Annotated in this window: 29 protein-coding genes; 26 read left to right on the top strand and 3 right to left on the bottom strand. The window is 37.7% G+C overall.

Annotated elements, in window-relative coordinates; genetic code table 11:
* Nucleotides 1-2 precede the first annotated feature (2 nt).
* Genes BW724_RS13730 through rpe form a run of 4 tightly spaced genes read left to right on the top strand, consistent with a single transcriptional unit; the run spans nucleotide 3 to nucleotide 4,320 of the window.
* On the top strand, nucleotides 3-758 hold the full coding sequence (locus tag BW724_RS13730; RefSeq protein ID WP_088075757.1) for a Stp1/IreP family PP2C-type Ser/Thr phosphatase: 756 nt from the start codon (nucleotides 3-5) through the stop codon (nucleotides 756-758).
* Entirely contained in the window at nucleotides 755-2,749 is a 1,995-nt protein-coding gene (gene pknB, locus BW724_RS13725; RefSeq protein ID WP_088075756.1) for a Stk1 family PASTA domain-containing Ser/Thr kinase, read from the top strand. Before BW724_RS13730 ends, pknB begins: the two co-directional genes overlap by 4 nt.
* A 38-nt stretch (nucleotides 2,750-2,787) precedes the next feature.
* Nucleotides 2,788-3,666, top strand: a complete 879-nt coding sequence (gene rsgA, locus BW724_RS13720) for a ribosome small subunit-dependent GTPase A (protein WP_088075755.1) — start codon at nucleotides 2,788-2,790, stop codon at nucleotides 3,664-3,666.
* 3 nt (nucleotides 3,667-3,669) lie between these two features.
* Complete coding sequence (rpe, locus tag BW724_RS13715; protein WP_088075754.1) at nucleotides 3,670-4,320, top strand: ribulose-phosphate 3-epimerase; 651 nt, start codon at nucleotides 3,670-3,672, stop codon at nucleotides 4,318-4,320.
* Here the strand turns inward: rpe and BW724_RS23975 are convergent.
* Nucleotides 4,315-4,665, bottom strand: coding sequence for a hypothetical protein (locus tag BW724_RS23975; protein ID WP_140354973.1), 351 nt, complete (start codon nucleotides 4,663-4,665; stop codon nucleotides 4,315-4,317). The two genes, rpe and BW724_RS23975, sit on opposite strands and share 6 nt — an antisense overlap.
* A 703-nt stretch (nucleotides 4,666-5,368) precedes the next feature.
* Between BW724_RS23975 and spoVM the strand changes: the two genes are divergently transcribed.
* Nucleotides 5,369-5,449, top strand: coding sequence for a stage V sporulation protein SpoVM (gene spoVM, locus BW724_RS13705; RefSeq protein ID WP_088077927.1), 81 nt, complete (start codon nucleotides 5,369-5,371; stop codon nucleotides 5,447-5,449).
* A gap of 125 nt (nucleotides 5,450-5,574) precedes the next feature.
* Here spoVM and rpmB read toward each other — a convergent pair whose 3' ends face one another.
* Nucleotides 5,575-5,763, bottom strand: coding sequence for a 50S ribosomal protein L28 (gene rpmB / locus BW724_RS13700; RefSeq protein ID WP_088075752.1), 189 nt, complete (start codon nucleotides 5,761-5,763; stop codon nucleotides 5,575-5,577).
* Nucleotides 5,764-6,021: 258 nt separating this feature from the next.
* On the opposite strand from rpmB, the gene BW724_RS13695 reads away from it, so the two are divergent.
* The 18 genes from BW724_RS13695 to BW724_RS13610 all read left to right on the top strand — a co-directional run bounded on the left by BW724_RS13695 (nucleotide 6,022) and on the right by BW724_RS13610 (nucleotide 23,087).
* A complete protein-coding gene (locus BW724_RS13695; protein WP_088075751.1) occupies nucleotides 6,022-6,387 on the top strand; it encodes an Asp23/Gls24 family envelope stress response protein in 366 nt (121 codons plus the stop codon).
* Nucleotides 6,388-6,409: 22 nt separating this feature from the next.
* On the top strand, nucleotides 6,410-8,095 hold the full coding sequence (locus tag BW724_RS13690) for a DAK2 domain-containing protein (protein ID WP_088075750.1): 1,686 nt from the start codon (nucleotides 6,410-6,412) through the stop codon (nucleotides 8,093-8,095).
* Nucleotides 8,096-8,123: 28 nt separating this feature from the next.
* Nucleotides 8,124-8,984, top strand: a complete 861-nt coding sequence (locus BW724_RS13685) for a DegV family protein (RefSeq protein ID WP_088075749.1) — start codon at nucleotides 8,124-8,126, stop codon at nucleotides 8,982-8,984.
* A gap of 333 nt (nucleotides 8,985-9,317) precedes the next feature.
* Nucleotides 9,318-9,980, top strand: a complete 663-nt coding sequence (sdaAB, locus tag BW724_RS13680; RefSeq protein WP_088075748.1) for an L-serine ammonia-lyase, iron-sulfur-dependent subunit beta — start codon at nucleotides 9,318-9,320, stop codon at nucleotides 9,978-9,980.
* 41 nt (nucleotides 9,981-10,021) lie between these two features.
* A complete protein-coding gene (gene sdaAA / locus BW724_RS13675) occupies nucleotides 10,022-10,909 on the top strand; it encodes an L-serine ammonia-lyase, iron-sulfur-dependent, subunit alpha (protein ID WP_088077925.1) in 888 nt (295 codons plus the stop codon).
* A 5-nt stretch (nucleotides 10,910-10,914) separates the two neighbouring features.
* Nucleotides 10,915-12,948, top strand: a complete 2,034-nt coding sequence (gene recG, locus BW724_RS13670; RefSeq protein WP_088075747.1) for an ATP-dependent DNA helicase RecG — start codon at nucleotides 10,915-10,917, stop codon at nucleotides 12,946-12,948.
* Nucleotides 12,949-13,030: 82 nt separating this feature from the next.
* Nucleotides 13,031-13,585, top strand: coding sequence for a transcription factor FapR (gene fapR / locus BW724_RS13665; protein ID WP_088075746.1), 555 nt, complete (start codon nucleotides 13,031-13,033; stop codon nucleotides 13,583-13,585).
* Between the two features lie 20 nt (nucleotides 13,586-13,605).
* Nucleotides 13,606-14,607: a phosphate acyltransferase PlsX gene (gene plsX, locus BW724_RS13660; protein WP_088075745.1), complete on the top strand. Its 1,002-nt coding sequence runs from the start codon at nucleotides 13,606-13,608 to the stop codon at nucleotides 14,605-14,607.
* Nucleotides 14,608-14,609: 2 nt separating this feature from the next.
* Nucleotides 14,610-15,548 carry an ACP S-malonyltransferase gene (fabD, locus tag BW724_RS13655; RefSeq protein ID WP_088075744.1) on the top strand — a complete coding sequence of 313 codons (939 nt, stop codon included), beginning with the start codon at nucleotides 14,610-14,612 and terminating at the stop codon, nucleotides 15,546-15,548.
* A 12-nt stretch (nucleotides 15,549-15,560) separates the two neighbouring features.
* Nucleotides 15,561-16,298, top strand: coding sequence for a 3-oxoacyl-[acyl-carrier-protein] reductase (fabG, locus tag BW724_RS13650; RefSeq protein WP_088075743.1), 738 nt, complete (start codon nucleotides 15,561-15,563; stop codon nucleotides 16,296-16,298).
* 70 nt (nucleotides 16,299-16,368) lie between these two features.
* Nucleotides 16,369-16,602, top strand: coding sequence for an acyl carrier protein (gene acpP / locus BW724_RS13645; protein WP_088075742.1), 234 nt, complete (start codon nucleotides 16,369-16,371; stop codon nucleotides 16,600-16,602).
* 125 nt (nucleotides 16,603-16,727) lie between these two features.
* Nucleotides 16,728-17,438 carry a ribonuclease III gene (gene rnc / locus BW724_RS13640; protein ID WP_088077923.1) on the top strand — a complete coding sequence of 237 codons (711 nt, stop codon included), beginning with the start codon at nucleotides 16,728-16,730 and terminating at the stop codon, nucleotides 17,436-17,438.
* A gap of 759 nt (nucleotides 17,439-18,197) precedes the next feature.
* A complete protein-coding gene (locus tag BW724_RS13635) occupies nucleotides 18,198-18,917 on the top strand; it encodes a hypothetical protein (protein WP_088075741.1) in 720 nt (239 codons plus the stop codon).
* A gap of 103 nt (nucleotides 18,918-19,020) precedes the next feature.
* Nucleotides 19,021-19,362, top strand: coding sequence for an ASCH domain-containing protein (locus BW724_RS13630; protein WP_088075740.1), 342 nt, complete (start codon nucleotides 19,021-19,023; stop codon nucleotides 19,360-19,362).
* Nucleotides 19,363-19,495: 133 nt separating this feature from the next.
* Nucleotides 19,496-20,053 carry a GNAT family N-acetyltransferase gene (locus BW724_RS13625; RefSeq protein WP_088075739.1) on the top strand — a complete coding sequence of 186 codons (558 nt, stop codon included), beginning with the start codon at nucleotides 19,496-19,498 and terminating at the stop codon, nucleotides 20,051-20,053.
* A gap of 1 nt (nucleotide 20,054) precedes the next feature.
* On the top strand, nucleotides 20,055-20,522 hold the full coding sequence (locus BW724_RS13620; protein ID WP_088075738.1) for an NUDIX hydrolase: 468 nt from the start codon (nucleotides 20,055-20,057) through the stop codon (nucleotides 20,520-20,522).
* A gap of 52 nt (nucleotides 20,523-20,574) precedes the next feature.
* Nucleotides 20,575-21,354 carry an ABC transporter ATP-binding protein gene (locus BW724_RS13615; RefSeq protein WP_088075737.1) on the top strand — a complete coding sequence of 260 codons (780 nt, stop codon included), beginning with the start codon at nucleotides 20,575-20,577 and terminating at the stop codon, nucleotides 21,352-21,354.
* Nucleotides 21,351-23,087 (top strand): putative ABC transporter permease subunit, encoded by a 1,737-nt coding sequence (locus BW724_RS13610; protein WP_088075736.1) that lies wholly within the window; start codon nucleotides 21,351-21,353, stop codon nucleotides 23,085-23,087. The genes BW724_RS13615 and BW724_RS13610 overlap by 4 nt, the downstream gene beginning before the upstream one ends.
* 227 nt (nucleotides 23,088-23,314) lie before the next feature.
* Here the strand turns inward: BW724_RS13610 and BW724_RS13605 are convergent, their stop codons facing one another.
* On the bottom strand, nucleotides 23,315-24,076 hold the full coding sequence (locus BW724_RS13605; RefSeq protein ID WP_088075735.1) for a DUF2087 domain-containing protein: 762 nt from the start codon (nucleotides 24,074-24,076) through the stop codon (nucleotides 23,315-23,317).
* Between the two features lie 218 nt (nucleotides 24,077-24,294).
* On the opposite strand from BW724_RS13605, the gene BW724_RS13600 reads away from it, so the two are divergent.
* The 3 genes from BW724_RS13600 (at nucleotide 24,295) to BW724_RS13590 (ending at nucleotide 26,936) form a co-directional block, all read left to right on the top strand.
* Entirely contained in the window at nucleotides 24,295-25,014 is a 720-nt protein-coding gene (locus tag BW724_RS13600) for a YebC/PmpR family DNA-binding transcriptional regulator (protein ID WP_088075734.1), read from the top strand.
* Between the two features lie 311 nt (nucleotides 25,015-25,325).
* Nucleotides 25,326-26,138, top strand: a complete 813-nt coding sequence (locus BW724_RS13595) for a DUF4362 domain-containing protein (RefSeq protein ID WP_088075733.1) — start codon at nucleotides 25,326-25,328, stop codon at nucleotides 26,136-26,138.
* A 180-nt stretch (nucleotides 26,139-26,318) separates the two neighbouring features.
* Nucleotides 26,319-26,936: a response regulator transcription factor gene (locus BW724_RS13590; RefSeq protein WP_088075732.1), complete on the top strand. Its 618-nt coding sequence runs from the start codon at nucleotides 26,319-26,321 to the stop codon at nucleotides 26,934-26,936.
* The last annotated feature ends 1 nt before the right edge of the window (nucleotide 26,937 follow it).

Here is a 26,937-nt window from a genome sequence, read left to right as displayed (position 1 = left end):
ATATGGACGCGGTTTTTCGAACAGATACGGGCCAGATTAGGCCTCATAATGAAGATGATGGAGCTTTTTCCATCGATCAATATGGACAAGTATTGGCTCTAGTTGCAGATGGAATGGGTGGACACCAAGCAGGGGATGTAGCTAGTAAAATGACAAAAGACTTCTTACTGCAGAAGTGGGAGGATAACACTACTATTTTTTCTCCTAAAGAAGCAGAAGAGTGGTTAACGGAGTCCATTCAAGAAGTAAATGCTCATTTATTTAATCACGCAAAGGAAAATATACAATGTGAAGGAATGGGGACAACACTAGTAGTTGCCATTTGTAATGAGCAATTTGTAACGGTTGCACATGTTGGAGATTCAAGAATTTACTTGAAAACAACAGAGGGTATGAAGCAAATGACAGCAGACCACTCACTTGTTGGAGAATTAGTACGTTCTGGTCAGATTACAGAGACTGAGGCGATGCATCATCCAAGGAAAAATGTTATTCTACGAGCATTAGGAACGGAAGAGTCTATCAAAGTAGATGTTAATACGATTGACTGGGATCCTGGATCTTACCTCCTTCTCTGTTCAGATGGACTTACGGATAAATTAAATGATCAAGATATTAACGAGGAGCTTGATAAAAGCGAATCATTAGAAGAAATAGTGGATAGACTCATTGAGATTGCAAACGAACGTGGTGGAGAAGATAATGTTACGATTACTTTGTTACGTCATTCAACCCAAAAGGAAGTGAGTGACGAATGAAGCAGAAACGCATTAACGACCGATACCAGCTCTTACGACCAATTGGTGGCGGTGGGATGGCGGATGTTTATTTAGCCCATGATATCATTTTAGATAGGGACGTAGCAGTAAAAGTTTTGAAACCACAGTTTTCTGAAGATGAAGATTTTATTAAGCGATTTCGTCGTGAAGCTCAGGCTGCTACGAGTTTATCTCACCCTAACGTAGTTAATATTTTTGACGTTGGTGAAGAAGATAATCTATATTTCATTGTAATGGAGTATATAAAAGGGAGCACCTTAAAAGATTTTATACAACAAAAGGGTAAACTCCACGTCCATGAAGCTGTAAAAATTATGGAGCAAATCACTTCTGCAATTGAGCATGCACATGAAAATCACATCATACACCGTGATATAAAGCCTCACAATATTTTAATTAGTGAGGATGGAAAGGCGAAGGTAACGGACTTCGGGATTGCTCGAGCTATTAGTGAAGCAACTATTACTCATACGAATTCTATTTTAGGCTCTGTTCATTACTTGTCTCCAGAACAAGCTCGTGGAGGGAATGTAACATATAAATCAGATATATACTCCCTTGGTATAGTCATGTACGAAATGTTAACTGGGAAAGTTCCATTTAATGGGGATACTGCTGTTTCAGTTGCAATCAAACATTTGCAGGAGCCATTGCCATTCTTAACTGATGTGGATCCGACTATTCCTCAAAGTGTGGAAAACGTTGTTTTAAAATCAACTGCCAAAGACCCACTGGAGCGTTTTGCTACAGCTGATAATATGTTAGAAGATTTGGTTACAGTGTTTGATCCGATTAGGAAAAATGAAAAACGTGTAGAGATTAATAATATTGATGAAGAAGCTACAAAGGCTGTTCCAATAATTAAGCAGCAGCAAGGAGAAGATCTGAATCAAACAATCGTGCGTGGAGAAGCGGATCAAACGAAATGGGTTGAGCCTCCAGAAAAGAAGAAAAAGGGTAAGAAATTTTGGTTTATCACTATCTTTGCATCCCTATTCTTTATATTTGCAGTATTTTTTGTTGCTTTTTCAATGATTCCTAGGTGGTTACATGTTGAAGACGTAGTGATCCCAGATGATCTAATTGGAAAAGAATATGAAATTGCATATGAAGAGTTGACAGAGCTTGGACTAATTGTGGAACAAGATCTTCGTCCAGACGATGAGGTGGAAGAGGGCCTGGTTATTAGTCACCGCCCACTTGCAGGACAAACTGTAAAAGTAGGAACAGAAATTACACTAGTTGTTAGTGAAGGTCCAGACCCAATAGGGATGATCGATGTAATAGGAGAAGCAAAAAGTCATGCGGAGAGATTGTTAGAACAATATGAAGGTATTGAGTTTGATTATGAGGAAACAACAGAATACGAAGATGACATCGTATTAGAACAATCTCCTGAGCCAGGGGAATTAATTTTTCCAAATGAGACAGTCGTTACATTAACTTTAAGTAAAAGACCGACGTATACGATAACTAACCTTTATGGAATGACTAGAGATGAAGTAATCAGTATCCTATCAGAAAATACGTTATTAGATATGAAATTAGAAGATGAGCATCACCCAACGATTGAAGAGGGGAGAGTAATCTCACAGGACCCTCCTAGGGGAACTGAAATTCGTGAGAGGACGGAAGTAACGGTTGTGTTTTCTTTAGGACCTGAACCAGAGGAAGAAGAACCTGAAGAGGTTCCAATCACCGTACATGTACCTTTCCGGGTAGAAGTGGAGGATACAGGATCTAATGGTGAAGAAAGTGATCCTTTCCATGTTGTCATTCAAGTGATTGATATGATGCACACCGTACCGAGCGTAGTGATTGACAAAGAAATTAGAGAGACAGAAAGCTTTAGAATTCCATTGACTGTTGCTCCTGGTGATTCTGGTTATTTATTAGTATATATTAATGGGGAGGAATATGAAGATTCTGCATACGAGTATACTTACGAGGAATTAAAAGGTTATCAATAAAAAAGGAGGAGTTTTTTTGGTGTATATTGGAGGTACGGATGGGCGAAGGTAGGATCGTGAAAGCATTGAGTGGGTATTACTACGTTGAAAATGAGAATGGTATTTTTCAATGCCGAGGGCGGGGAAACTTTCGGAAAAGAAAAATTACACCTTTAGTAGGCGATTGGGTGGAATTTGAAGCGGAAAACAGAACAGATGGCTATGTTTTGGAAGTTCATGATAGAAAGAATGAGTTAGTGAGACCTCCTATTTCGAATGTTGAGCAGGCCATTCTTGTATTTTCCACAGATGAACCGTCATTTAGCCCAATTTTATTAGACAAATTTCTCGTGCATGTGGAAGCAAATCATATAGAACCAATTATATGCCTGTCAAAGATTGATTTATTGAGTGATACAGAAGAGATAAAAAGGTATGAGGATATATACAGAAATCTTGGTTATGAAGTAATAAATACTTCCATCTATCTTCAAGAAACTATTGAATCTTTGAGACCCTATTTGGTACAAAAAGTATCTGTATTTGCTGGTCAGTCAGGTGTAGGGAAATCCTCCCTCCTAAATGCGTTAAATCCAAACTTGAATTTAGAAACGAATGAGATTTCTAAAAGCTTAGGCCGCGGAAAACACACAACTCGCCATGTTGAACTTATTCCAATAGATGGTGGAGGTTATGTTGCAGATACACCAGGATTTAGTTCGTTGGATTTTCAAGGGATGGAAGTAGAGGATTTAAGTATGTATTTTCCAGAGATGCGCACCCGTATCAATGATTGTAAATTTCGTGGGTGTATGCACATAAATGAACCGAAATGTGCTGTAAGAGATGCAGTACAATCAGGTGATATAGCAGAACATCGTTACGATAATTATAAACAGTTTTTAGATGAGATTAAATCACAAAAACGGAGGTACTAATAAATGGTGAAAATTGCTCCATCCATCCTATCAGCGGATTTTTCTAAACTAGGGGAAGAGGTACTGGATGTTGAAAAAGGAGGAGCGGACTATATCCATGTGGACGTTATGGACGGTCACTTTGTACCTAACATTACAATAGGTTCATTAGTAGTTGATGCGATTAGGCCCGTTACGAAATTACCTTTAGATGTCCATTTAATGATTGAAAATCCTGATCAATATATCCCTTCTTTTGCAAAAGCAGGTGCAGATATTATAAGCGTTCATGTTGAGGCGACTCCTCATTTACACCGAAGTATTCAGTTAATAAGGGAATTAGGTGTAAAGCCTGGTGTCGTAATAAATCCAGCTACTCCTGTTTCAACGATCCAACATGTCATTGAAGATGTTGAACTTGTTTTATTGATGACAGTTAACCCTGGATTTGGAGGTCAGGCATTTATTCCTTCTGTTCTTCCAAAGATTACAGAAGTTCGCTCCCTTGTCAATCAAACTGGTAAAACTATCGATGTGGAAGTGGATGGTGGTATCAACCCAGACACAGCAAAGCAAGTGGTAGAAGCAGGGGCAAATGTTTTAGTTGCAGGCTCTGCTATATACAATAGTCGTAATCGGCAAAATGCCATTGATATGATAAAAGGATCACTATAGTTCGAAGGCCATTGCATTTCTTGCGATGGCTTTTTTAAAAGATAAGAACTTATATAATTCTGCAGTTTTTATGGAGTTTATAACGGCTTCGAATTCAGAATGGAGACTGAAATGAGGAGGCGGAGCGATTTGAGTCTTCATTTTCTCAGAATGGAGACTGAAATGAGTAAGCGAAGCGATTTGAGTCTTCATTTTTTCAGAATGGAGACTGAAATGAGGATGCGAAGCGATTTGAGTCTTCATTTTCTCAGAATGGAGACTGAAATGAGGAAGCGGAGCGATTTGAGTCTTCATTTTTACAGAATGGGGACTGAAATGAGGAAGCGGAGCGATTTGAGTCTTCATTTTGGTTATTTGAAAGAATACGGTAAAGGTTTCAAGAGCCCGTAATCTTTATGGCATTCAAAAGAATATGATCAGGACCTAGAACAACAAAGGCCATTGCTTTTCTCGCGATGGCTTTTGCTATTGGAATGAAAGGCTATCCTGAAAGTATATTTTGTTGATGATCGTTACAGTCATTTCCTTTCAAGCACGTGGCTAGTGTGACATCTGCCTTATTCTACATAGTGTATTCTTTGCTGTGGGGCTCTGGTGAGCCTCCACCAAATTCCGCCTAAGAACTTGCCCACGTCCTGTGGGCAACGGCCTAATGTCGGAGTCCTGCCTCCTGCATCTGCGGAGTCTTATCTCTGTCTTCTATCCTTCAGGAATGAGCATTTATATTATCCGTCTCTAAGTTGCATGTTTTTATTTGATACAGCATATAAAAAATACTAGTAAATAGGAACAGGTTAAAAGCTGATACATATGCTAAGAAGTGTGTAGTCACCTAGAGGTGATAAATGGAAAAGGTTTAGGTGTAAGAAGGTAGTCTTAGTGTAGTGTTTTCGTGTTGTCCCATTTTTTTCGTGAATAACTTGCATTTTTCTTTAGAAAAAAGGGTACTATTTCCGACTGGGTGAATATAATGGGTAATAACGAAGCACGTTTTTTTAACTCATCATGTCCTATGGAGCAAGGGCAGCTCATTCGAGGAGGGGGAAATATGAAATTTTATACGATTAAATTACCTAAGTTCATCGGCGGCTTTGTAAAAGCGTGTTTAGGCGCATTTCGTAAGGAATAGGCCGTATAAAATCAACCTGTTTTTATAACATCATACCAGGTCAGTTGAATATTACTTCTGACCATCAACGTAAAAAAACGGCGCATCATGCGCCGTTTTTTAGTAGTATAGCTTAGTTCATGTAATTAAACACGTTCTACTTTACCAGATTTAAGTGCTCTTGCAGAAACGTATACTCTTTTTGGTTTACCATCTACTAAAATACGAACCTTTTGTACATTCGCACCCCAGCGTCGTTTCGTTGCATTTAAAGCGTGAGAACGGCTATTACCGGATCTAGGTCCTTTACCTGTAATTACACATTTGCGTGACATAATATCCCTCCTTCTTGCAGTAACAGAAAAGATGTTCATTCTATCTTTTTTTAACGTTGTCAATTAAAACACTAAGTTAGTTTAGCATAGAGAAAATTAATTTTCAAGTAATTTTGAGTAAAGTTTCAAGTAATTAACCTTGACAGAAGAAAAAAATAGGGTAATTATTAAACTTATACCATGTTTTCTTTTAAATTAGTTTCGTTTATAGTAAAATGGCGGTAGCCATGCAGGCAAACAGCCAAAGGAGGATTTTGCATGACCATCGAAATGAAAACCAATTATGGTAAAATTGACGTTTCAAAAGAAGTGGTTGCTGTAATAGCAGGTGGTGCAGCCATCGACTGCTACGGCATCGTTGGAATGGCTTCACAAAAACAGTTGAAAGACGGTATTACTGACCTCTTGGGGCGAGAAAATATGGGTCGAGGCGTTGTAATCCGTGAAGACGGAGAAGAGGAAATTCACATCGACATGTACATTATTGTTAGTTATGGAACAAAAATTTCCGAAGTAGCGCATAATGTTCAGTCAAAAGTGAAATATCAATTAGAACAGATGCTGGGACTCAATGTGGACTCTGTTAATATTTTTGTTCAGGGAGTTCGTGTTACAAACCCATAGGTATAGTTAGGAGGAGCATTTCGTGACAATCAAAATTATTGAAGGAGAAAAGTTTGCTCATATGCTTATTGAAGGGGCAAACAATCTATCCAATAATTCAAAAACGATTGATGCATTAAACGTATTCCCAGTTCCAGATGGGGATACAGGAACAAATATGAATTTGACGATTACTTCTGGTGTTAAAGAGGTAAAGGGTCATAAGACAGAACATGTAGGTAAAATAGCAGGATCCTTTGCAAAGGGCTTGTTAATGGGAGCACGAGGTAATTCAGGAGTGATTTTATCTCAATTATTCCGTGGTTTCTCAAAGTCGGTTGAAGGAAAAGAAACGATTAATGCAAAAGAACTAAGTAAAGCATTCGAATATGGGGTCGATATGGCATATAAAGCAGTCATGAAGCCAGTTGAAGGTACAATTCTAACTGTTGCAAAAGATTCTGCCAAAAAAGCTGTTGATTTCTCCAAAAAGAATGATGACACAATTGCATTGATGGAAGCCGTTGTTAAAGAAGCAAAAGCGTCCTTGGATCGGACCCCAGATTTACTTCCTGTACTAAAGGAGGTTGGCGTAGTTGATTCAGGTGGACAAGGGTTGTTGACAATTTACGAAGGCTTTCTTGCAGTGCTTAAAGGTGAAAAAATCGTCGACCTTGTACAAAATGAACCAAGTATGACTGAACTAGTTCAGGTGGAGCATCATCAATCTGCCCAAAGTCACATGTCCACAGAGGATATTGAGTTTGGTTATTGTACAGAGGTTATGGTTAAATTTGAGGACGAAAAAACGACCCAAAACCCTTATGATGAATCTGCCTTTAGAAACAAATTAAGTGAACATGGAGATTCTTTACTTGTTGTTTCGGATGAGGATTTATTAAAAATTCACATTCATGCTGAATATCCTGGGAATGTCATTTCTGAAGCACAGAAATTTGGTTCTTTAGTGAATGTAAAAATAGAAAATATGCGCGAACAGCATACTTCTATTTTAGAGCAGGAAAGTACTGGTGTAAAAGTCCCACACGATAAGCCTAAAAAGGACGAGAAAACAGAGTATGGGATCATTACAGTTGCTATGGGTGGAGGAATTTCAGATTTATTTAAAGGCTTAGGTGCTAAACGAGTTATTGAGGGTGGACAAACAATGAATCCATCAACGGAAGACTTCGTTAAAGCTATTGAAGATTGTAATGCTGAAAAGATCATTCTTCTTCCAAATAACAGTAATATTATTATGGCAGCACAGCAGGCTGCATCTGTAACAGAAGGAGATGTTGTGGTTGTCTCATCTAAATCTGTTCCACAAGGTTTAGCTGCACTACTTGCTTTTAATCCTGTGGATTCATTGGAGGACAATCAAAGTCAAATGAGTGAAGCTCTCCAGTCTGTTAAAACGGGTGAAGTTACATATGCCGTTAGGGATACTAGCCTAAATGGTGTTCAAATTAAAAAAGGGGACTTTATGGGTATATACGAAAAAGATATTTTATCCACTGGCCCTGTAGTCCAAAATGTTGCAAAAGAACTATTGGACAAGATGTTAGATGAAGATAGTGAAATTGTAACGATCATCCGTGGAGAAGACCGTACAGAGGATGAGACCGATGAGTTGGTCAAATATCTAGAAGAGAAATACGAAGATGTGGAAGTTGAAGTACATGTTGGAAACCAACCACTTTACTCGTATATTTTATCAGTTGAGTAAATGGTTTAATTAAAAGGGGGTTGTGTTTATGGGGAACGTAAAAGTAGTTACGGACTCAACAGCAGATATTCCAAAATCAATGCAGGAAGAGTTAGGTCTTACCGTGGTACCGTTAAAAGTTCATTTTGGACAAGAAACGTTTGAAGATGGGGTAGACTTAACGTCAGCTCAATTTTATGAAAAGCTAAAATCGGCAGGTGAGATTCCAACCACATCACAGCCTACCCCACATCAATTTGAAGTGGAGTATCGTCGCCTTGCAGAAGAGAATCCTGAAAACGAAATTATTTCCATTCATCTATCTTCCAAGTTAAGCGGAACATTCCAATCTGCTTATATTGCATCTCAAACGCTTGGTGACGATGCTTCTGTGACTGTTGTTGACTCAAAGAAAGCATCTTATGCTATCGGAGTGATAGTGGTGGAAATCGCACAACTAGCAAATAAGGGTGCAACGAAGGAAGAATGCATGAAACGCCTTGATACACTTCTAAATGATACTTCAGTGTTCTTTATGGTAGATACGTTAGAATACTTGGAGAAAAATGGCAGGATTGGTAAAGCATCAGCTGTATTAGGCTCCTTATTAAAGATCAAGCCAATTCTATCATTAAATGATGATGGTGAAGTTTTTCCGTTCGAAAAAGTTAGAGGTCAAAAAAAGGCAGTTTCACGTATTATTCAAGAGTTCGAAAGCCGTTATGGCAAAAACCCTGTACATGTGGGGATTTCCCATGCACAAGCTAACGAAGAAGCAGAGTCACTTATGGATAAGCTAAAAGAACAGTTCAATGTGAAGCAATCAGTTATAACTGATATTGGTCCAGTTATTGGTACTCATGTTGGACCAGGAACAATTTCCATTACATTTACATCTACGGCAGAATAAAATTTTAAGACTATTAAAAAGTGTCCCTAAACGTTTTTATAAATGTTTAGGGACACTTTTTGATGAGGATAAAAAAGGATAAAAAAGGATAAAAAAATCCCAGTGGAAGTAAGCTTCGTAACTATTTACGTGCTTACAAAGATATCCAATTCTCTATCATGACAAAAGATAATAGCCGTTTTACAAACATTTTGTTACTATATACTTGATGAGATTGTTTTATTCGATTAATGGGCATAAAAAAATAAAGCGCATTCATAAAATTGATTTTATAAATACAACAACTCCAATATATATATTCTGTTGTTGTAACACCATGGGGAGGCAGAAATAATGAAATATCGCAGCGTGTTTGATATTATTGGCCCAGTTATGATCGGACCTTCTAGTTCACATACTGCAGGTGCAGCACGTATTGGTCTTGTAGCAAGACAGCTTTTTCGTAAGGAACCGAAATGGGTTAATTTCCATCTGTATGGCTCCTTTGCAAAAACATATTTAGGCCATGGAACAGATGTGGCCCTTGTTGGAGGTGTTATGGGATTCGATACGAGTGATACCCGCATAACGAAAGCATTAAGTATTGCTAATGATATAGGGCTCACTGTTTCGTTCCATGAGGAAGAAGCACAAGTTGAACATCCTAATACGGTTAAAATACACCTAGGGGACGACGAGAGTGAAATGGAATTAGTGGGTATTTCAATTGGTGGGGGAAAAGTTGAAATTAAAGAGCTAAATGGATTTCAACTGCGATTAAGTGGTAATCATCCTGCAATATTAGTAGTTCATAATGATCGTTATGGCGCGATTGCGTCTGTTTCTGCTGCGTTAGCCCAATATGAGATTAATATTGGGCATATGGAAGTGTCTAGAAAAGAAATGGGGAAAGAGGCTTTAATGGTAATAGAAGTGGACCAGAATATAGAAAAAAATATTCTAGACGAAATATCAGCTCTAGATCTCGTCACACAAGTCACCAAGATACATGAATAAAATACCATGGAAGGCATCAAGGGGGGAACAACATGAATGCTATGTTTAGGAATGCAGAAGAATTAGTAACCTTTGCTGAAAATGAAGGGATATCCATTTCGGAAGTCATGATAAGACAAGAGATGGAGCACCATGAAAGGTCCAAGGAAGATATAATGGCACAAATGGAAAGAAACTTGGCTGTAATGGAAAAAGCAGTGGAGAGAGGTATAAAGGAACAGGTGAAATCCGTTTCTGGCTTAACTGGAGGAGATGGGAAAAAACTGTTTGAATATATCCAAAAAAATAATACGATATCTGGTCCTTTTATATTAGAGGCAGTAGCAAAAGCGATGGCAACAAATGAAGTGAACGCTGCAATGGGTACAATTTGTGCAACCCCTACAGCAGGGTCAGCAGGCGTTGTACCAGGGACTCTTTTTGCAGTGAAAGATAAATTAAATCCTACTCGAGAACAAATGGTACGCTTTCTTTTTACAAGTGGAGCATTTGGCTTTATAGTTGCTAATAATGCTTCCATTTCAGGCGCGGCAGGTGGATGTCAAGCAGAGGTAGGATCAGCAACTGGCATGGCAGCAGCTGCAATCGTTGAAATGGCAGGAGGTACACCTAGGCAGTCATCCCAGGCGATGGCCATGGCATTAAAAGGTATGCTTGGATTAGTTTGTGATCCAGTAGCAGGTCTTGTGGAAGTGCCATGTGTAAAGCGAAATGCTTTTGGTGCGTCAAATGCAATGGTAGCTGCAGATATGGCGTTAGCTGGAATAGAGAGTAGAATTCCATGTGATGAAGTAATTGATGCCATGTATCGCATTGGTGAAACGATGCCTTTTACATTAAGGGAAACTGGAGAAGGTGGATTAGCAGCTACACCAACTGGACGGAAATATCAGGAGAAAATATTTGGTTCTTCAAAGAAAAAGGTGTGAAGATCATGAAGGATGACGTATCACAAATTCAAAGTGTTGGTCCGAGGGCGGTAGAACAGTTAGAAGCGATGGGAATAAAAACTGTGGAGCAACTACTAGAGCATTTTCCTTTTCGTTACGAAGATTATGCAATACGACCAATTCATGAAGCACAGCATGATGAACGAGTGACTATTAGGGGTATAGTTCATAGTGAACCGACCCTTCGTTTTTATGGGAAAAATAAAGCACGCTTGACCGTTCGCGTACTCGTGGACGGTCTCTTAGTTCAAGCGGTTTTCTTTAATCAATCCTATTTAAAAAAACAGATTAACCTAGGAGATACAATAACGATTAACGGTAAGTTTGACCGTAACCGACTTATGATTTCCGGGGGAACGATTAAGACAGCAAAAAATAGTCAAGCTGGAGAACTAGAACCAGTTTATTCTATCCGTGGAAACCTGAAAATGACCACCTTAAGAAAATTTATTAACAATGCTTTTCAACAATATGGAGATCAAATAGAAGAAACCTTACCTGAACAATTAATCAATATGTATCGTTTAATGAATCGGCAAGAAACTTTTCGCCAACTTCATTTTCCTACTTCAGCCACACAATTAGTTCAAGCGAAAAGAAGAATGATTTATGAAGAACTACTCCTTTTTCAATTAAAAATGCAAATGTTTCGGAAGTGGGAAAGACAAGGTGACGAAGGACAGCAAAAGGTCTTTTCTATTGATAAGGTAAAGGGATTTGTTCAAGACCTTCCATTTGAACTTACACAAGCGCAAAAAAAGGTGCTAAAGGAGATACTAGATGACCTTCAAGGACCTCATAGAATGAATCGCTTACTTCAAGGTGATGTAGGATCAGGAAAAACCGTGGTTGCTGGGTGTGCATTGTATGCAAATGCATTAGCGGGGTTTCAAGGTGCGTTAATGGTACCAACTGAAATTTTAGCAGAGCAGCATAAAGCATCTCTACAAGACCTTTTGGCGCCTTTACAATTAAGGGTTGAATTACTGTCAGGGTCGGCTCGAGTTAAGGAAAGGAGAGAAATTTTAGCTGGATTAGTAAATGGTGAAATAGATGTTCTAATTGGTACCCATGCCCTTATTCAAGAGGGAGTGGATTTTAAGAAACTAGGACTTGTTATCACCGATGAGCAGCATCGTTTTGGAGTTGAACAACGGCGAATTTTGCGCAAAAAAGGGCTACGACCAGATGTTCTTTTTATGACGGCTACTCCAATTCCAAGAACATTAGCCATATCTGCTTTTGGAGATATGGATGTATCTGTCATTAATGAAATGCCAAAAGGACGAAAACCAGTAGAGACGCGTTGGGGAAAGCCAGATATGCTTCCGAGGGTAATAGATTTTATGAAGCGAGAGCTTGGGAAAGGCTATCAAGGGTACGTTATTTGTCCACTGATAGAAGAATCGGAGAAGCTAGACGTTCAAAACGCAATAGACGTTCATCAACAGTTAACACAGGCAATGCCAGAATATCGTGTGGGGCTCATGCATGGGCGACTTTCCTCTGAAGAAAAGGACGATGTTATGAATCAATTTGCCGAAAACAGTGTGAATCTCCTTGTTTCAACTACTGTAGTTGAAGTTGGCGTTAATGTTCCTAATGCAACGGTAATGGTTATTTATGATGCAGAACGCTTTGGCCTTGCTCAACTGCATCAACTGAGGGGCCGGGTAGGTCGTGGACAAGCTCAGTCCTATTGTATTTTACTTGCAGATCCGAAATCTGATGTAGGTAAAGAGCGTATGAAAATTATGACAGATACGAATGATGGTTTTGAGTTATCAGAAAGGGACTTGGAATTAAGGGGACCTGGAGATTTTTTCGGAGCAAAGCAAAGTGGTTTACCAAACTTTAAGGTCGCAGATATAGTGGAGGACTTTCGAGTGTTAGAAGTGGCGAGGCAGGATGCAAATAAATTAGTTAATTCAGAAGCCTTCTGGAAGTCTGAAGATTACGGAAAACTAAGGGATAGATTAAGAGAGCAAGGAGCATTTCAAGGGGAAAAATTAGATTGATTTAATATTCATGGTTGAAAATATAGAAATCGAACTATATACTACTATTAGTACCTAGTCATATAAGTATGGATGTGATTAAATGAAATTACCGAAAAAACAACGTCAGCCTATGTTAAAAGAAAAGATAAACGAGGATCCATTTATAACAGATGAAGCGTTAGCAGAATTTTTTGAAGTAAGTGTACAAACAGTACGGCTAGACCGCTTGGAACTAAATATTCCTGAAGTAAGGGAACGTATTAAACATGTGGCAAAACAACAATATGATACGGTGAAAGCACTGCCACTTGATGAGGTTATTGGAGAAGTTATTGACTTACAGCTAGACAAGCAGGCCATTTCTTTATTAGATATACGGGAAGAGCATGTTTTTTCACGTACAAGAATAGCAAGAGGTCATCATCTATTTGCTCAGGCAAATTCATTGGCTGTGGCTATCATAGATGATGAGCTTGCATTAACGGTAAAATCAACAGTTTCCTTTAAGCGTCGGGTTAAAGAAGGAGAGCGTGTTGTAGCGAAAGCACATGTAACAGAAATTGGTGAAGAACGTACAACTGTTGAAGTTATAAGTTATGTAGATCAAGAGGTTGTCTTTCAAGGACAATTTTCTATGTTTCGTCAGGAACAATAAATTAAGGGAGGCCGTATAGCATGAGATTGGCTGTAGATGCAATGGGGGGAGACAATGCCCCAGAAAGCATTATAAAGGGTTGTGAATTAGCCCTCGAAACATATTCCGATTTAAAGATATCTTTAGTCGGGAAGGAAGAGGAGATTAAGAAATTTATTACTCCCTCCGACCGTGTAGAAATAATACATACTGATGTCACGATAGATAATGATGATTCACCTGTTAAAGCAGTGAGGAGGAAGAGGGACTCCTCTATGGTTTTAGCGGTACAGCAGGTTAAGGAAGGAAAAGCAGATGCTGCTATTTCTGCAGGGAATACAGGTGCTTTAATGGCTGCAGGCCTTCTGATCGTAGGACGTATCAAAGGGATTGAGAGACCTGCTTTATCACCAATGCTTCCAACGTTAGGGGGAGATGGTTTCCTTCTTCTTGATGTAGGTGCAAATATGGATGCAAAAGCATCTCATCTCCTACAGTACGCACTCATGGGCGATGTATATATGAAAAAGGTTCGAAAAGTTGACCAACCGCGCATTGGGTTATTGAATGTTGGTACAGAAGCTGGAAAAGGAACAGAGCTTACGAAGGAAGTTTATGAACTTCTTGAGAATAGCTCCATGAATTTCGTTGGAAATATAGAGTCAAGAGACCTTCTCGAAGGTGTTGCAGATGTTGTTGTTTGCGATGGCTTTTCAGGAAATCTCGTACTAAAGACAATTGAGGGTACAGCATTATCTCTGTTTTCATTATTAAAAGGAGAGTTAACTTCTTCCTTCAAAAATAAACTGGCTGCAGGAGTCTTAAAGCCAGCGTTTAAAAAAGTAAAGCTCAAAATGGATTACTCCGAGTATGGAGGAGCAGGGTTATTTGGACTAGGCGCTCCAGTAATTAAAGCACATGGTTCGTCCGATGCAAGAGGTTTCTTCAGTGCCATTAAGCAAGCAAATACAATGTTTGAAGAGCAGGTAGTATCAACAATCCAGCAGGAACTACAGGAAAAAAATGGACAAAAGGAGTCATAATTATGGGGAAAATAGCATTACTCTTTCCAGGCCAAGGATCACAGCAAGTGGGGATGGGAAAAGAACTTGCAGAGGCATACGATGAGAGCATGCAAATCTATCGTGAGGCAGACAAGGTATTAGGTGAATCATTTTCAGAATTGATTTTTTCTGGTGAAGATGAAACTTTAAAGCGGACAGAAAATACTCAACCAGCACTTTTAACGACAAGTATTTCAATATGGGAGATTTTGAAGGGGCATGGTGTAGAAGCACAGTATGCAGCTGGTCATAGTCTAGGGGAGTATTCTGCTCTAGTTGCAAGTGGATCTATCTCTTTTGCAGATGCATGTTTAGCTGTTCGTAAACGAGGTCAATGGATGGAAGAAGCGGTACCAGCTGGGAAAGGTACGATGGCAGCAGTTTTAGGTATGGAACGTGAAGACCTCGTTTCTGTTACGAAGGAAGCATCTGAAACAGCAGGGGCTGTTCAACCAGCAAACTTCAACTCACCTGGCCAAATCGTTATCTCTGGCACAGTTGAAGGTGTTAAAGCTGCTTCAAATCTTGCGAAAGAGCGAGGGGCTAAACGTGTGATCCCCCTTTCTGTTAGTGGACCATTTCATTCCTCTTTAATGGAGCCGGCAGCAGAAAATATGAAAGATCACTTAAAGAATGTCAAGATTCAAGAGCCTCAAATGACAGTTATTGCAAATGTGACCGGAGAAAAAGTAACAGACCCAGAATCAATTCGTCAACTTCTCTATGAACAAATTTATTCACCAGTATTATGGGAAGATTCTGTTCGTAAATTAGTGGATGAAGGAGTAGATACCTTTCTAGAGCTTGGGCCAGGCAAGGTATTGAGTGGACTAGTAAAGAAAGTGAACCGAAGAGCAACGGTGTTACCTGTTTATGATATAGAGACGTTAGAGAAAGCAGTACAGACGATTAAAGCATAAGGAGTGGAGTGTATGCAAGGTCAAAACGCATTAGTGACAGGCGGATCACGAGGCATCGGAAGGTCGATTTGTTTAGCTTTAGCCAAACAAGGGATTAATGTGGCAGTGAACTATTCAGGTAGCAAAGATAAAGCTGAAGCAGTTGCTGCTGAATGTGAGAGCTTAGGAGTAAAGGCGATGGCAATACAAGCAAACGTAGCTGATGGTGATGCTGTTGGAACGATGGTGAAAACCGTAATAGGTGAGTTTGGTTCATTGGAAATATTAGTGAATAATGCAGGGATTACAAAAGACAATCTTATCATGAGAATGAAAGAAGAAGATTTTGATGCTGTGATTGACACGAATCTAAAAGGAGTTTTTAATTGTTCAAAGGCAGTAACTCGACCTATGATGAAACAAAGGTATGGAAGAATTATTAATATCTCTTCTGTAGTTGGTGTTTTAGGGAATGCAGGTCAGGCAAATTATGTAGCCAGCAAAGCTGGTGTAATCGGCTTGACGAAATCAATGGCTAGAGAACTTGCAAATCGTAACATTTTAGTCAATGCGATTGCTCCTGGCTTTATTGAAACGGATATGACAGATGCATTATCTGATGAATTGACTGAAGAAATGCTGAAACAGATTCCACTTGGAAAGTTAGGTTCACCGGAGCAAGTTGCTGCAGTAGTAACCTTCTTAGCTAGCGAGGCAGCCTCCTACATGACTGGACAAACATTACACGTTGATGGTGGAATGGTAATGTAATATTATGTTCTGAAAAAAACTAGTTTTTTTTTACAGATTGTCCTATAATTACTGAGAGGAGGTGAGCAATATGGCAGCAGTCATTGATCGCATTGCAAAAATCGTTTCAGACCGTCTTGGTGTAGATGAGTCAGAAGTAAAGCCTGAAGCAACTTTTAAAGATGATTTAGGTGCAGACTCCTTGGATGTAGTTGAACTTGTTATGGAATTAGAAGATGAGTTCGATCTAGAAATTTCCGATGAAGATGCTGAAAAGATATCAACTGTAGGTGATGTTATCCAGTACATAGAACGTCATCAATAGTTTTTAAACCCAAGCCCCTTATAATTAGGGGCTTGGGATTTCAAAATTAGAAAGAAGCGATGGGGGTTCTCATGCAACAACAATCTCGCAAGATACAAAGAAGGGTTAAGCGTCCACCGAAGAAGATGCAATTAACAAAAGCCCAAAAGGATAAGTACCGTAAATTTTTATCAAGCATTCATATTGATTACCAAAATGATGAACTATTCATCCAAGCATTTACCCACTCATCGTATGTAAACGAGCATCGAATTCGACCACACGATGATAATGAAAGGCTCGAATTTCTAGGGGATGCGGTTTTGGAATTGGCCATCTCACAATACCTGTTTAAGAACTATGAAAACATGAGTGAAGGAGAGATGACCAAACTCAGAGCTGCCATCGTATGCGAGCCATCCTTGGCAAAAATAGCAGACGAACTACATTTTGGTGATTACGTATTATTAGGTAAAGGAGAAGAAATGACAGGAGGCAGAAAACGCCCAGCCCTACTGGCCGACGTATTCGAATCCTTCATTGGCGCACTCTACCTAGACGTTGGAATGGAAGCAGTATATCAATTCCTAAAAGAGCACGTATATCCAAAAATAGAAGGAGGAGCCTTCTCCCATATGATGGATTACAAAAGCCAGCTCCAAGAACTAATCCAACGAGAAGGACAAGGCAACATCCAATACAAAATCGTCCAAGAAAAAGGCCCAGCCCACTGCCGAGAATTCGTATCCGAAGTCTGGCTAGAAACAAACCAATTAGGCAAAGGAACCGGAAAGTCGAAGAAAGAAGCAGAGCAAATGGCCGCCCAAAAAGCATTAGAAAAACTCAAAACCAAATAAAAAAACGATCCCACCTGCTAGGAAGGATCGGAAAGCATAGGAGGACAAAGTTTACTTTGTCCTCCGAGCATTTTCGTTCCTTCCGTAATTTCGCGTAAGCGAAATGCGGCTTTAGCCGCGCAGGTAGGATCGTTTTTTTATGACAAAATTAGGAGGAATCTAATGCGCCTCCCCCATTTGCGACGAGGAGGCGGAGCCCCGCAGGAGCAAAGGACCTGCTAAGAAACTCACCCAAATTCAATGGAGATCACTATTTAATTTAAAAGGTAATAGAAAATTTCACGAAGTGAAATCAACTAAATCAATCCTTCGCACTAAAAACCCTTTCACGTAAGCGAAATCAACACAAACTATACTACCCTTCAGCCATTTCACGCAAGTGAAATAAAGTCAGGCTATGCAATATAAATCATTTCACGAAAGTGAAATAAAATTAAACATTTTCTGCACTACAAACCATTTCACGAAAGTGAAATCAGCATGAACAATTATCTCCTTACACCCTTTCACGTAAGTGAAATCAACACGAACTATACTATCCCTCAGCCATTTCACGCAAGTGAAATGTAATCAAGCATTTTCCCGCCCATAAATCATGTCACAAAGTGAAGTCACCGCGATCTTTTCTCTTTCCAAAGATACTCACACAAGCGAAATCTTTTGAAAATTTAATTTAATACTATCTTATCGATGTTAAAATAGAACTTAGTAGTCTTAGAAGTGACAATAACCGTAATTTTTATACTAGTGAGGGATATCATGACAAAATTAATAGCATTCTTTTTCGTGGCACTTTTAGGGATTACATTAAGGTGGTTAATAATAGGTGAATATAATCCCACTCAGTTACAATTGGCTTTTATATTATTAGCTGCAGCACCCTTTATTCTATTAATTAGCTTAGTACAAAAGAAGAAAGATGAAGTATATAAACCTTTACACCCTAATAACGAGTGGTCCACATCATTAAAAGACAAATGGCTTACGGGAAGTAAAAAGCTATATTATGGATATAATCTAGTTGCTACTTTTAATCGAGTATATGAAAAAACTTATCATAAGGTTATTGCTGACTTAATGAACACGCCAGGCCTTTGGTTTTTGAAACTACAGTTCAATTTTGAAAATGGAAATTCATATTTCGTAAAAAGTGAAGATAAGAAGAAACAAAATACTCTATTCGTGATCTTTGATGAAAATATACCTATTGCAGAAATGATTACAGATATGCGTGTGAAAAACATAAAAAAATTAATAGAGAATATAAACTTAAAAATTGATAAACGTGTTTATGAATTCCGAGCAAGAAGTATTCGATCTGATATTGAAATATATAAAGATGGAGGCCGTGTAGGGCTAATTAATCGTAATTCGAATGGAATTCGAACCTTAACCTTCAAAGAGGAGGCCGTATCTAAAGAAGATAAACCTATTCTCCTAATTGGTTGGATTACTTTTACGTATCGTTTTGATAAATAGGTTTTTATATTGAGTTGAAAAAACAACTCCTTATTTACTGAATATATGGAAAAATGTAGTAAACTTATGTCTATACAAACATAGAAAACGATAGGGGGAACTTATGGTTCATAGAATGGGGTTATATGAAGATTATTTTCATGCTATGGAAAAAGGAGATAAGAAGGTAGAAGTACGCTTAAACGATGAAAAGAGAAGGAAAATCAACGTTGCTGATACTATTGAGTTTATTAAATTACCAGGACAAAATGGATTATTAAAAGTACAGGTCACCGAACTCAGAACATATGGAACTTTCGAAGAGATGTACAAAGATATTCCTTTAAGAGATTTTGATTGTGAAGGTTGGTCCATGAAGGATATGATTGATGGAACATATGATATTTATACACCTGAGCAAGAACGGAAATGGGGTACATTAGCTATTACGGTTCGTCGATTGTGAATGCTTTTATAATATAGTTGTTTTCCGATATCAGTTTATCAATAAAGAGATGGAGAGGAAGAAGTTTCCTCATTAAAGTTGAAAATACAGAGTCATTTTAGTTGATACATCATGTAAAAGGGAGGAATGAATGATGTTTAAATATGTAATCACTGAAGAACTAGATTTAAGATTACTAGAACCAAGACACGCAGAAGCCCTTTTCCAACTTACTGATCAGTCTCGAGATTATCTTCGTGAATGGCTTCCGTGGGTAGATTTCACCAAGTCTATCAACGACTCAAATAATTTCATTGATAGTACACTAAAGCAGTTTAGCCAAAACAATGGTTTTCAAGCTGGAATCTGGTATAAAGGTCATTTGGCAGGAGTTATTGGCTTACATAGCATTAATTGGTCAAATCACTCAACTTCCATTGGGTATTGGTTAGGGGAAGGGGATCAAGGAAAAGGCATCATGACACAAGCTTGTGCTGAAGTAGTAGACTATTGCTTTGAAGAATTAAATCTTCAAAGAGTAGAAATAAGGGCTGCAACAGAGAACTTGAAAAGTGCGAAAATTCCAGAGAAACTCAACTTTCCAAGAGAAGGGTGCTTAAAGCAGTCAGAAAAGTTGTACGATAAATACGTGGACCACTATGTTTATGGATTAACTAAAGAAGATTATAAAAGTGAAGACAGAAGGTATTAATATGGATTATATTCAATATTTACGAAGCATGGTAGGGAAAAGTAAGGTAATGATGGTAGTTGCAGGAGCTTTTGTTTTTGATGAAGATAACCGCTTATTACTTCAACAACGATCGGACACAGGACAGTGGGGGTTGCCTGGGGGATTTATGGAGTTCGATGAGACAGTTCAAGATACAGCAAGACGAGAGGTTTTTGAAGAAACTGGTCTTTATTTAGGAAAACTTGAGTTATTTGGTATTTATTCAGGTAAGGACCACGAAAAAATATTTCCAAATGGAGACGAAGTAGCCAAAGTACAAATTATCTTTACATGTAAAGAATTCTCAGGGGAGTTAGTTAGGGAAAACTCTGAATCCATTCAAAATGATTTTTTTAAGCTTAATGAATTACCGAAGGAGTTATTCACGGACCACAAACAATTTTTTAATGATTACTTTTCAGACATAGAGCGCCCGGTTATAAAGTAACGAATTTTATTCGCAACAAAATTAATGACATTTTTATAGGAAGGGTTTGAAAATGACCACAATAAAGCTATCGAATTTAAAAAAGACATATGGAAAAGCAGAAGCCGTCCAACCTTTAAATTTAACAATTAACGAAGGGGAACTATTTGGTTTTCTCGGTCCGAATGGTGCTGGCAAGACAACAACGATAAAAATGATGACTGGATTACTAGAGCCTACAGAAGGAACCGTTGAAATTGCAGGTGTAGATATGTGGAAGAAGCCTCTCAAAGCAAAGAGGAACATTGCGTACCTTCCAGATCAACCAAATTTGTATCCTAAGCTAACAGGTTGGGAGTATCTTAAATTTATTGCTTCAGTATTCAAAGTATCAGAAGAAACGTTTCAAGCACGTGCAGAAAAATATTTACATATGTTTAACCTTACGGATAGTGTTGATGAATTGTTAGAGAGCTATTCCCATGGAATGAAGCAAAAAATTGCTTTAGTAGGTGCTTTAGTACATGATCCAAAAGTTATTTTTCTAGATGAACCAACTGTCGGATTAGATCCAGGAAGTGCGAGAAAATTAAAGCAATTACTTAGGAACCTTTGTGACCAAGGGACTACAGTCTTTATGTCTACCCATATTCTTGAAATAGCAGAAACAATGTGTGACCGTGTTGGGATAATTACAGAAGGATCATTACTTGCAATTGGAACGATGGAAGAGCTTCGAAAGCAAGGTGGAAATAACAATGCTTCCCTAGAGGATATCTTCCTCGAACTAACTGGTGGAGATGATGCAGCGGAGCTTATTAAGAGTTTAGAGCATGAGGGTGGTCATCGATGACTAGATTACTAGCTAGATTATACTGGCAGCAATTTAAACGAACCGTCTCATCTATGCGAACTGGACAAATAATTCCCCTTATTGCTATTGGGGTCTTTGCTGTCATATTAGTACCAATAATCTTGTTTGGCGGCAGCGCTCTTGGCTCAGTTATGCCAGCTGAAGATAGGACAAATTTTTATTCCATCATTACTTTCGGTGGAATGATAATTACGGTTCTTTTTACCATTCCACAAGTATTTAAGAATTTGTTTTCTTCTAAAGATGTGGAAATGCTATTCACACTTCCTATTGCAACGAAGCACATTTATTGGGTGAAGTTTGGGCAAAGCTTTTTCTCCACTGCTGCATTTGTTTGGGTATTTTTAGTATTGTTTTTCTTATCATATGGTCTCGGGGCTAGTGTAGCGTGGATTTATTTTTTCATAGTTCCAATTATTAGTCTTACTGTTGTTTTAGTTGGTTTATCAATCGCTTATTTGTTTAATCTATTACTTATTCAAATCATACCAAAGAGTCGTGTAAAAGAGTTAATGACATTAATGACTGGAATGGCTGGTTTAATCATATTTTTACTTGTACAAATTCCTAACCTTATGGGCATTGATAATATGGTAGAGGGGATGAGTGCGGAATTGCCAGCCTTAACATTGCTTCCAACACATTGGGCGGCAATGGCTCTGAGCTTCTTTAGTCAAGGATATATTTTAAGAGGTTTACTTTGGATGGCTGCAATGGTTATAGCTGTTAGCATTATCACTCTGTTGACACAGGTTGTTGTTGACCGTGGCTTCCGTACAGGTTGGATCCGAATGAGTGAAGGTGCTCGTAGGAAAAAGAGAAAGAAAAGAAAAAAAGGAAAATTCCATCTCTTAAGAAGTCCTGTTATATCTATTGGACTAAAAGAACTCCGTGCAGTTCAACGAGATCCAAGAGAATGGCTAACTTTCCTTCCAGTCCTTATAATTATGGTTGTCCCACTTTTTCCCATTCTTACAAATGAAGGGGCTTTAGAGAGTATAATAGAAAATACAATGACAAGTTGGTTGGTCGCACATGGTTTGCTAATCTTTTTCTTAACGATGCTTATGGGTAATTTTTCAGCATCTAGTATTGGTCGAGAAGAAAAAGCGGTGTGGATATTGAGGACATTACCATTATCGGGAATGCAAATTGCTTTAGGGAAACTATGGGTGCATTGGCTCATTCCGTTAATATTTGTTCTCCTCATTGAAATTGGATTGACCATTTTTATTGGTTGGGAATGGTATATGGGGATCGCAGGATTTATTGCCTTTGGTTTCATTGCACTTGGAATGAGTGGTATTGGCTTATGGGCAGGCACGATTGGTGGTAAATATAATCCAAATAATCCACAGCAGAGAATTGAAACAGGTACAGGGTTTTTATTAATGCTAATTAATATTCCATATATGCTGTTAATGTTCATGGTAGCTATATTTCTCTTCTTTCCAGTGGAATTTCAACCTTATATTAGCCAATTTTCAGAAGGGGCCTTTGGATTAGTTGGTTTAATGGCTTCCTTAATAAATTTGATGATATCTGCAAAAATACTTTTAGGTAGCTTAAGTTTAGGGGTAGGTGTATTAATGCTGGTCATTGTTTCTGTTGGTGTCACTTACTTGTTTTTATGGCTTAGTGCCAAAAGGATTGATCAAGGAATTCAAATTAATATTGTAGATGGTACTCGTACAAGTAGTAAGGGGTTGTAAGTCATATTAAAAAGGAAGAAGCGAACCTTTCACAACAGTGTTAATTGTCAACATTATCCTATAACAGAGACAATTAAGCTAAGACCTTGGATTATGATAATTGATACAAATAATTTGTTGGAACAAAAACAAGCTTCAAGATAGGCGAGAAAAATAGGTAATGACAGCACAACACTTATGCAGCATGTGGTGTGCTGTCATTAAATTTTATCGGCTAACGCAATTTTTTATTTAATCCAGTATTCACTTCCATCTTTATTACGATCCATAAATCCATACTCAATCATATATCTTCTTATCGTTACGAAATCGCTGTAAATAGATTTTAATATTTCGTTTACTTCTTTTTCAGAATATCCCCTATTTTTATCAAAACGTTTGACTATCTCTTGCAATATAATTATTTTTCTTTTCTCTTTACTTGGAAACGACGTTATTGGTCCATCAAGGCCATGCTTAAAATATGTTGCTAATACCTTTTCCTTCTCTTCCTTTGTAATCGCATATCTTTCGTCCACCATTGTTGCCTCCTTATGAATATGAATGAGCTCTTTCTCGTTTGATTTTCCTTTATCTTCATTTAATAAAGACATGATTGTTAAGAATATTTTTGCCTGTTTTTCCTTTTCCCTTAATTTAAATCGGTGATTTCTAATCGTCGAAGGGCTAATATCAAGCTTCTTTTCAATTTCCTTATCAGATAAACTTTTTTCAAATAAACTCATTAGTTCCCTTTGGTGATCTGACAATCCAGTATGTTTTTTGCCCATATTCAATAAATAATTGAACATGGAACCATGCATATCGGTAATATGATGAACGATCGCTTTTTTTGCTTCTAGCAATTCTTCGCCTCGTTTAAAAATAACGCCATTTTCATAGTCTTTGTAGCATATTAAACATATAAACTTGTCATTATCATTATCATATATATAGCCTCTAGATAATTCATCAATGGAGGCGGTCCAAAAAATTTCATCTCCACTCACAGTAAACACCTCTTATAATAATTTATTAATACATAAACATTATATATCTTTGTTTACTCATTTACAAACATTAATAAATGTTGTTATTTTGGGTGATGCTCTTTACCTTGAATAAACTCGTAACATGCCTTTTGTTACGGTATAATAATTCTAGTGATTTTTTTCAATTACAGTGATTAAATTAAATTTCATAGTATGGGGAAAGAGAGTGAAATTTTATGGGACGTAAATGGAATAATATTAAAGAGAAAAAAGCGGCGAAAGATAAAAACACTAGCCGAATCTACGCTAAGTTTGGTCGAGAAATTTATGTAGTTGCAAGGCAGGGTGAACCTGATCCTGAACTTAATCAGGCATTGAAGTTTGTCCTTGAAAGAGCAAAAACGTATAATGTACCAAAATCTATTATAGATCGTGCAATCGAAAAGGCAAAAGGTGGATCTGAAGAGAATTATGATGAATTGAGATATGAAGGGTTCGGTCCAAACGGTTCCATGGTTATCGTAGATACATTGACAAATAACGTGAACCGTACGGCTTCTGATGTACGTGCTGCTTTTGGGAAAAATGGTGGAAATATGGGAGTCAGTGGATCTGTATCTTATATGTTTGATGAAACGGCAGTCATTGGTCTTGAAGGAAAAACGGAAGATGAAGTTCTAGAGATTTTAATGGAAGCGGATTTAGATGCCCGCGACATTATTGATGAAGATGGAACGATTATTATCTATACTGAACCAGATCAATTTCATGCCGTCCAAGAAGCTTTTAAGAATGCAGGAGTAACAGACTTTAATGTGGCTGAAATTTCAATGTTGGCCCAAACTGATATAAAATTGGACAATGAATCTCAGGCACAATTTGAAAAAATGGTAGATGCATTGGAAGACCTGGAGGATGTGCAACAGGTTTATCACAACGTTGATTTAGGTGAATAATAGGTTAGATACTCAGAACGTGTTGGAAGTTATTTTCAACACGTTTTATTAATGTGAAAATAACCTTTTTAGAATCAGAAGATCATTAATAACCTGAAGAAGCAAGGGTTGCTTCAAGATTTCCTTTCGAGTTATTAACCACTTTATGTTATATCGAAAGATTATTGGCTCATATAATATATCATTTTAATTCAACTAGGATTCAGTTACCTACATATAATCACAAAATATTCCAGTTTTGGTCAAAAACTCAGTAACTTAAGTGGTATGATTAATTTAAGTTATCGATATATCTTTGGAGGGCTGCGCTAATGAACTCATTCATTAAATATTTTTCCGTTACATTATTATTTCTAGTATTAATAGGGTGCGATAGTCAATCTGGATTTGAGGGAACAGGATACACACGTGAAGATGCTATAAAAAATGGAGATGTCGTTCCTTATGATAATGGAATAAGCAATCTCGATGTTTTCGAGAGTTTTATAGATAACATGAACGTTGGTATTAAGGATAACATGAGGATTACAGAGTTTACATTAGAAGCAGGTGCAATCTTCCATGATTTATCATATGATGGTCGCCAAATTATATATAAATACGATAATCGAGGAGATGGATATGCAGGGACACCAGGTTTACAAGTTTCCTATTGCAGCGATTTCATTGTGAATGGTTCAGAGTACAGATCAGAGTATTCTTTAACAGGATGTTCTAATAGTTCTGGTGATATGTTTGAATTTATAACTACACAATACACTAATAAAGACAATGTAGATTTCAACATACTTAATCAGGAAGAACTAAGCGATGGTTCTGTTTTATTAACAGCTGAGGTGAAAAACAATAGTAATTTCTCTTTAGAGATAAATGAAATAAACTTATTGTTATTTAGTGAGGAAGGTCTTAGGGAGGAAGAAAGGCCACTTCCGGTGAGAATTCTAGATGGCATGTTTGATAGCATACCTGCAAATGATAGTGTGCTTTTTGAAGTAACTGTACCTAGTTTTTATGCATTACGTGTGCCGTTAAGTATAGAGTTTTCAAGTGCTAAGGTGACTGACGGAGCGATCGAAGATTTTCACATAACAAGTATTGTAGAAATGATTAATCAAGTAGATTAAAGATTGTTACTGTGACTTCCCTAAAGCATAGCCTATTAATTTTATGAATCCACTGCGTTTTTTCGCGTACCGTGTGTGAATCCTTTGTTTTTCACACGTAAAAAAGGTAAGATAGTGTTTCAGGAGATAGTAAGTTCAATACATCACAGAAACACTTCACTTATAAATGAGGCGGGAATTATGAAAGTATTAATTGGGATTAATCATGAATTAGTTAGATATGGTCTCATTCAATTACTAAAGGATATACAACCGATCGAATCTATGGTCATGGTAGCAACGACAGAGGAATTCATTGAGGCACTAAGGGAGTACGAGTTTGACCTTACAATTGTAGATGTAGGACTTCGTGGGGCTGGAGGTACAAAGAGCATTTTGTTAGCTTTAAACGAGTTGCCTAATTCAACGAAAACTGTGTTTATGTATAATGATCATGACGTGGTAGAGGATATCTTTCATATGGAAAATAGGAATTTATTTGGTGTTTTTCATGAAAAGTCCACATTAGAAGATCTTATGGATACATTTCAGAAAATCATGGCTGGAGAAAAGGTTATTTTAAATAAGGATAAAAAATCAGAAGACGAATTATTTCTGAATGTGAACAGTTCATTGTCGAATCGGGAAAAAGAAGTATTTCACTTAAAAGTACGGGGCTATACTGTTAAAGACACAGCAAAACTTTTGAACATCTCGCCCAAAACCGTAGAGAATCATCGTCGTAATATAAAGAATAAACTCCTAATTGTTAAAAGTAGTGAGTGGTATGAATGGGCACAGAAACTAAACATGATGTAGG

Origin of the sequence: Litchfieldia alkalitelluris (assembly GCF_002153425.1) — a bacterium.
Taxonomy (GTDB): domain Bacteria; phylum Bacillota; class Bacilli; order Bacillales; family Salisediminibacteriaceae; genus Evansella; species Evansella alkalicola.
The sequence above is the reverse complement of the archived record's forward strand: the minus strand, read 5'-3'. Positions and strand labels throughout refer to the sequence as shown.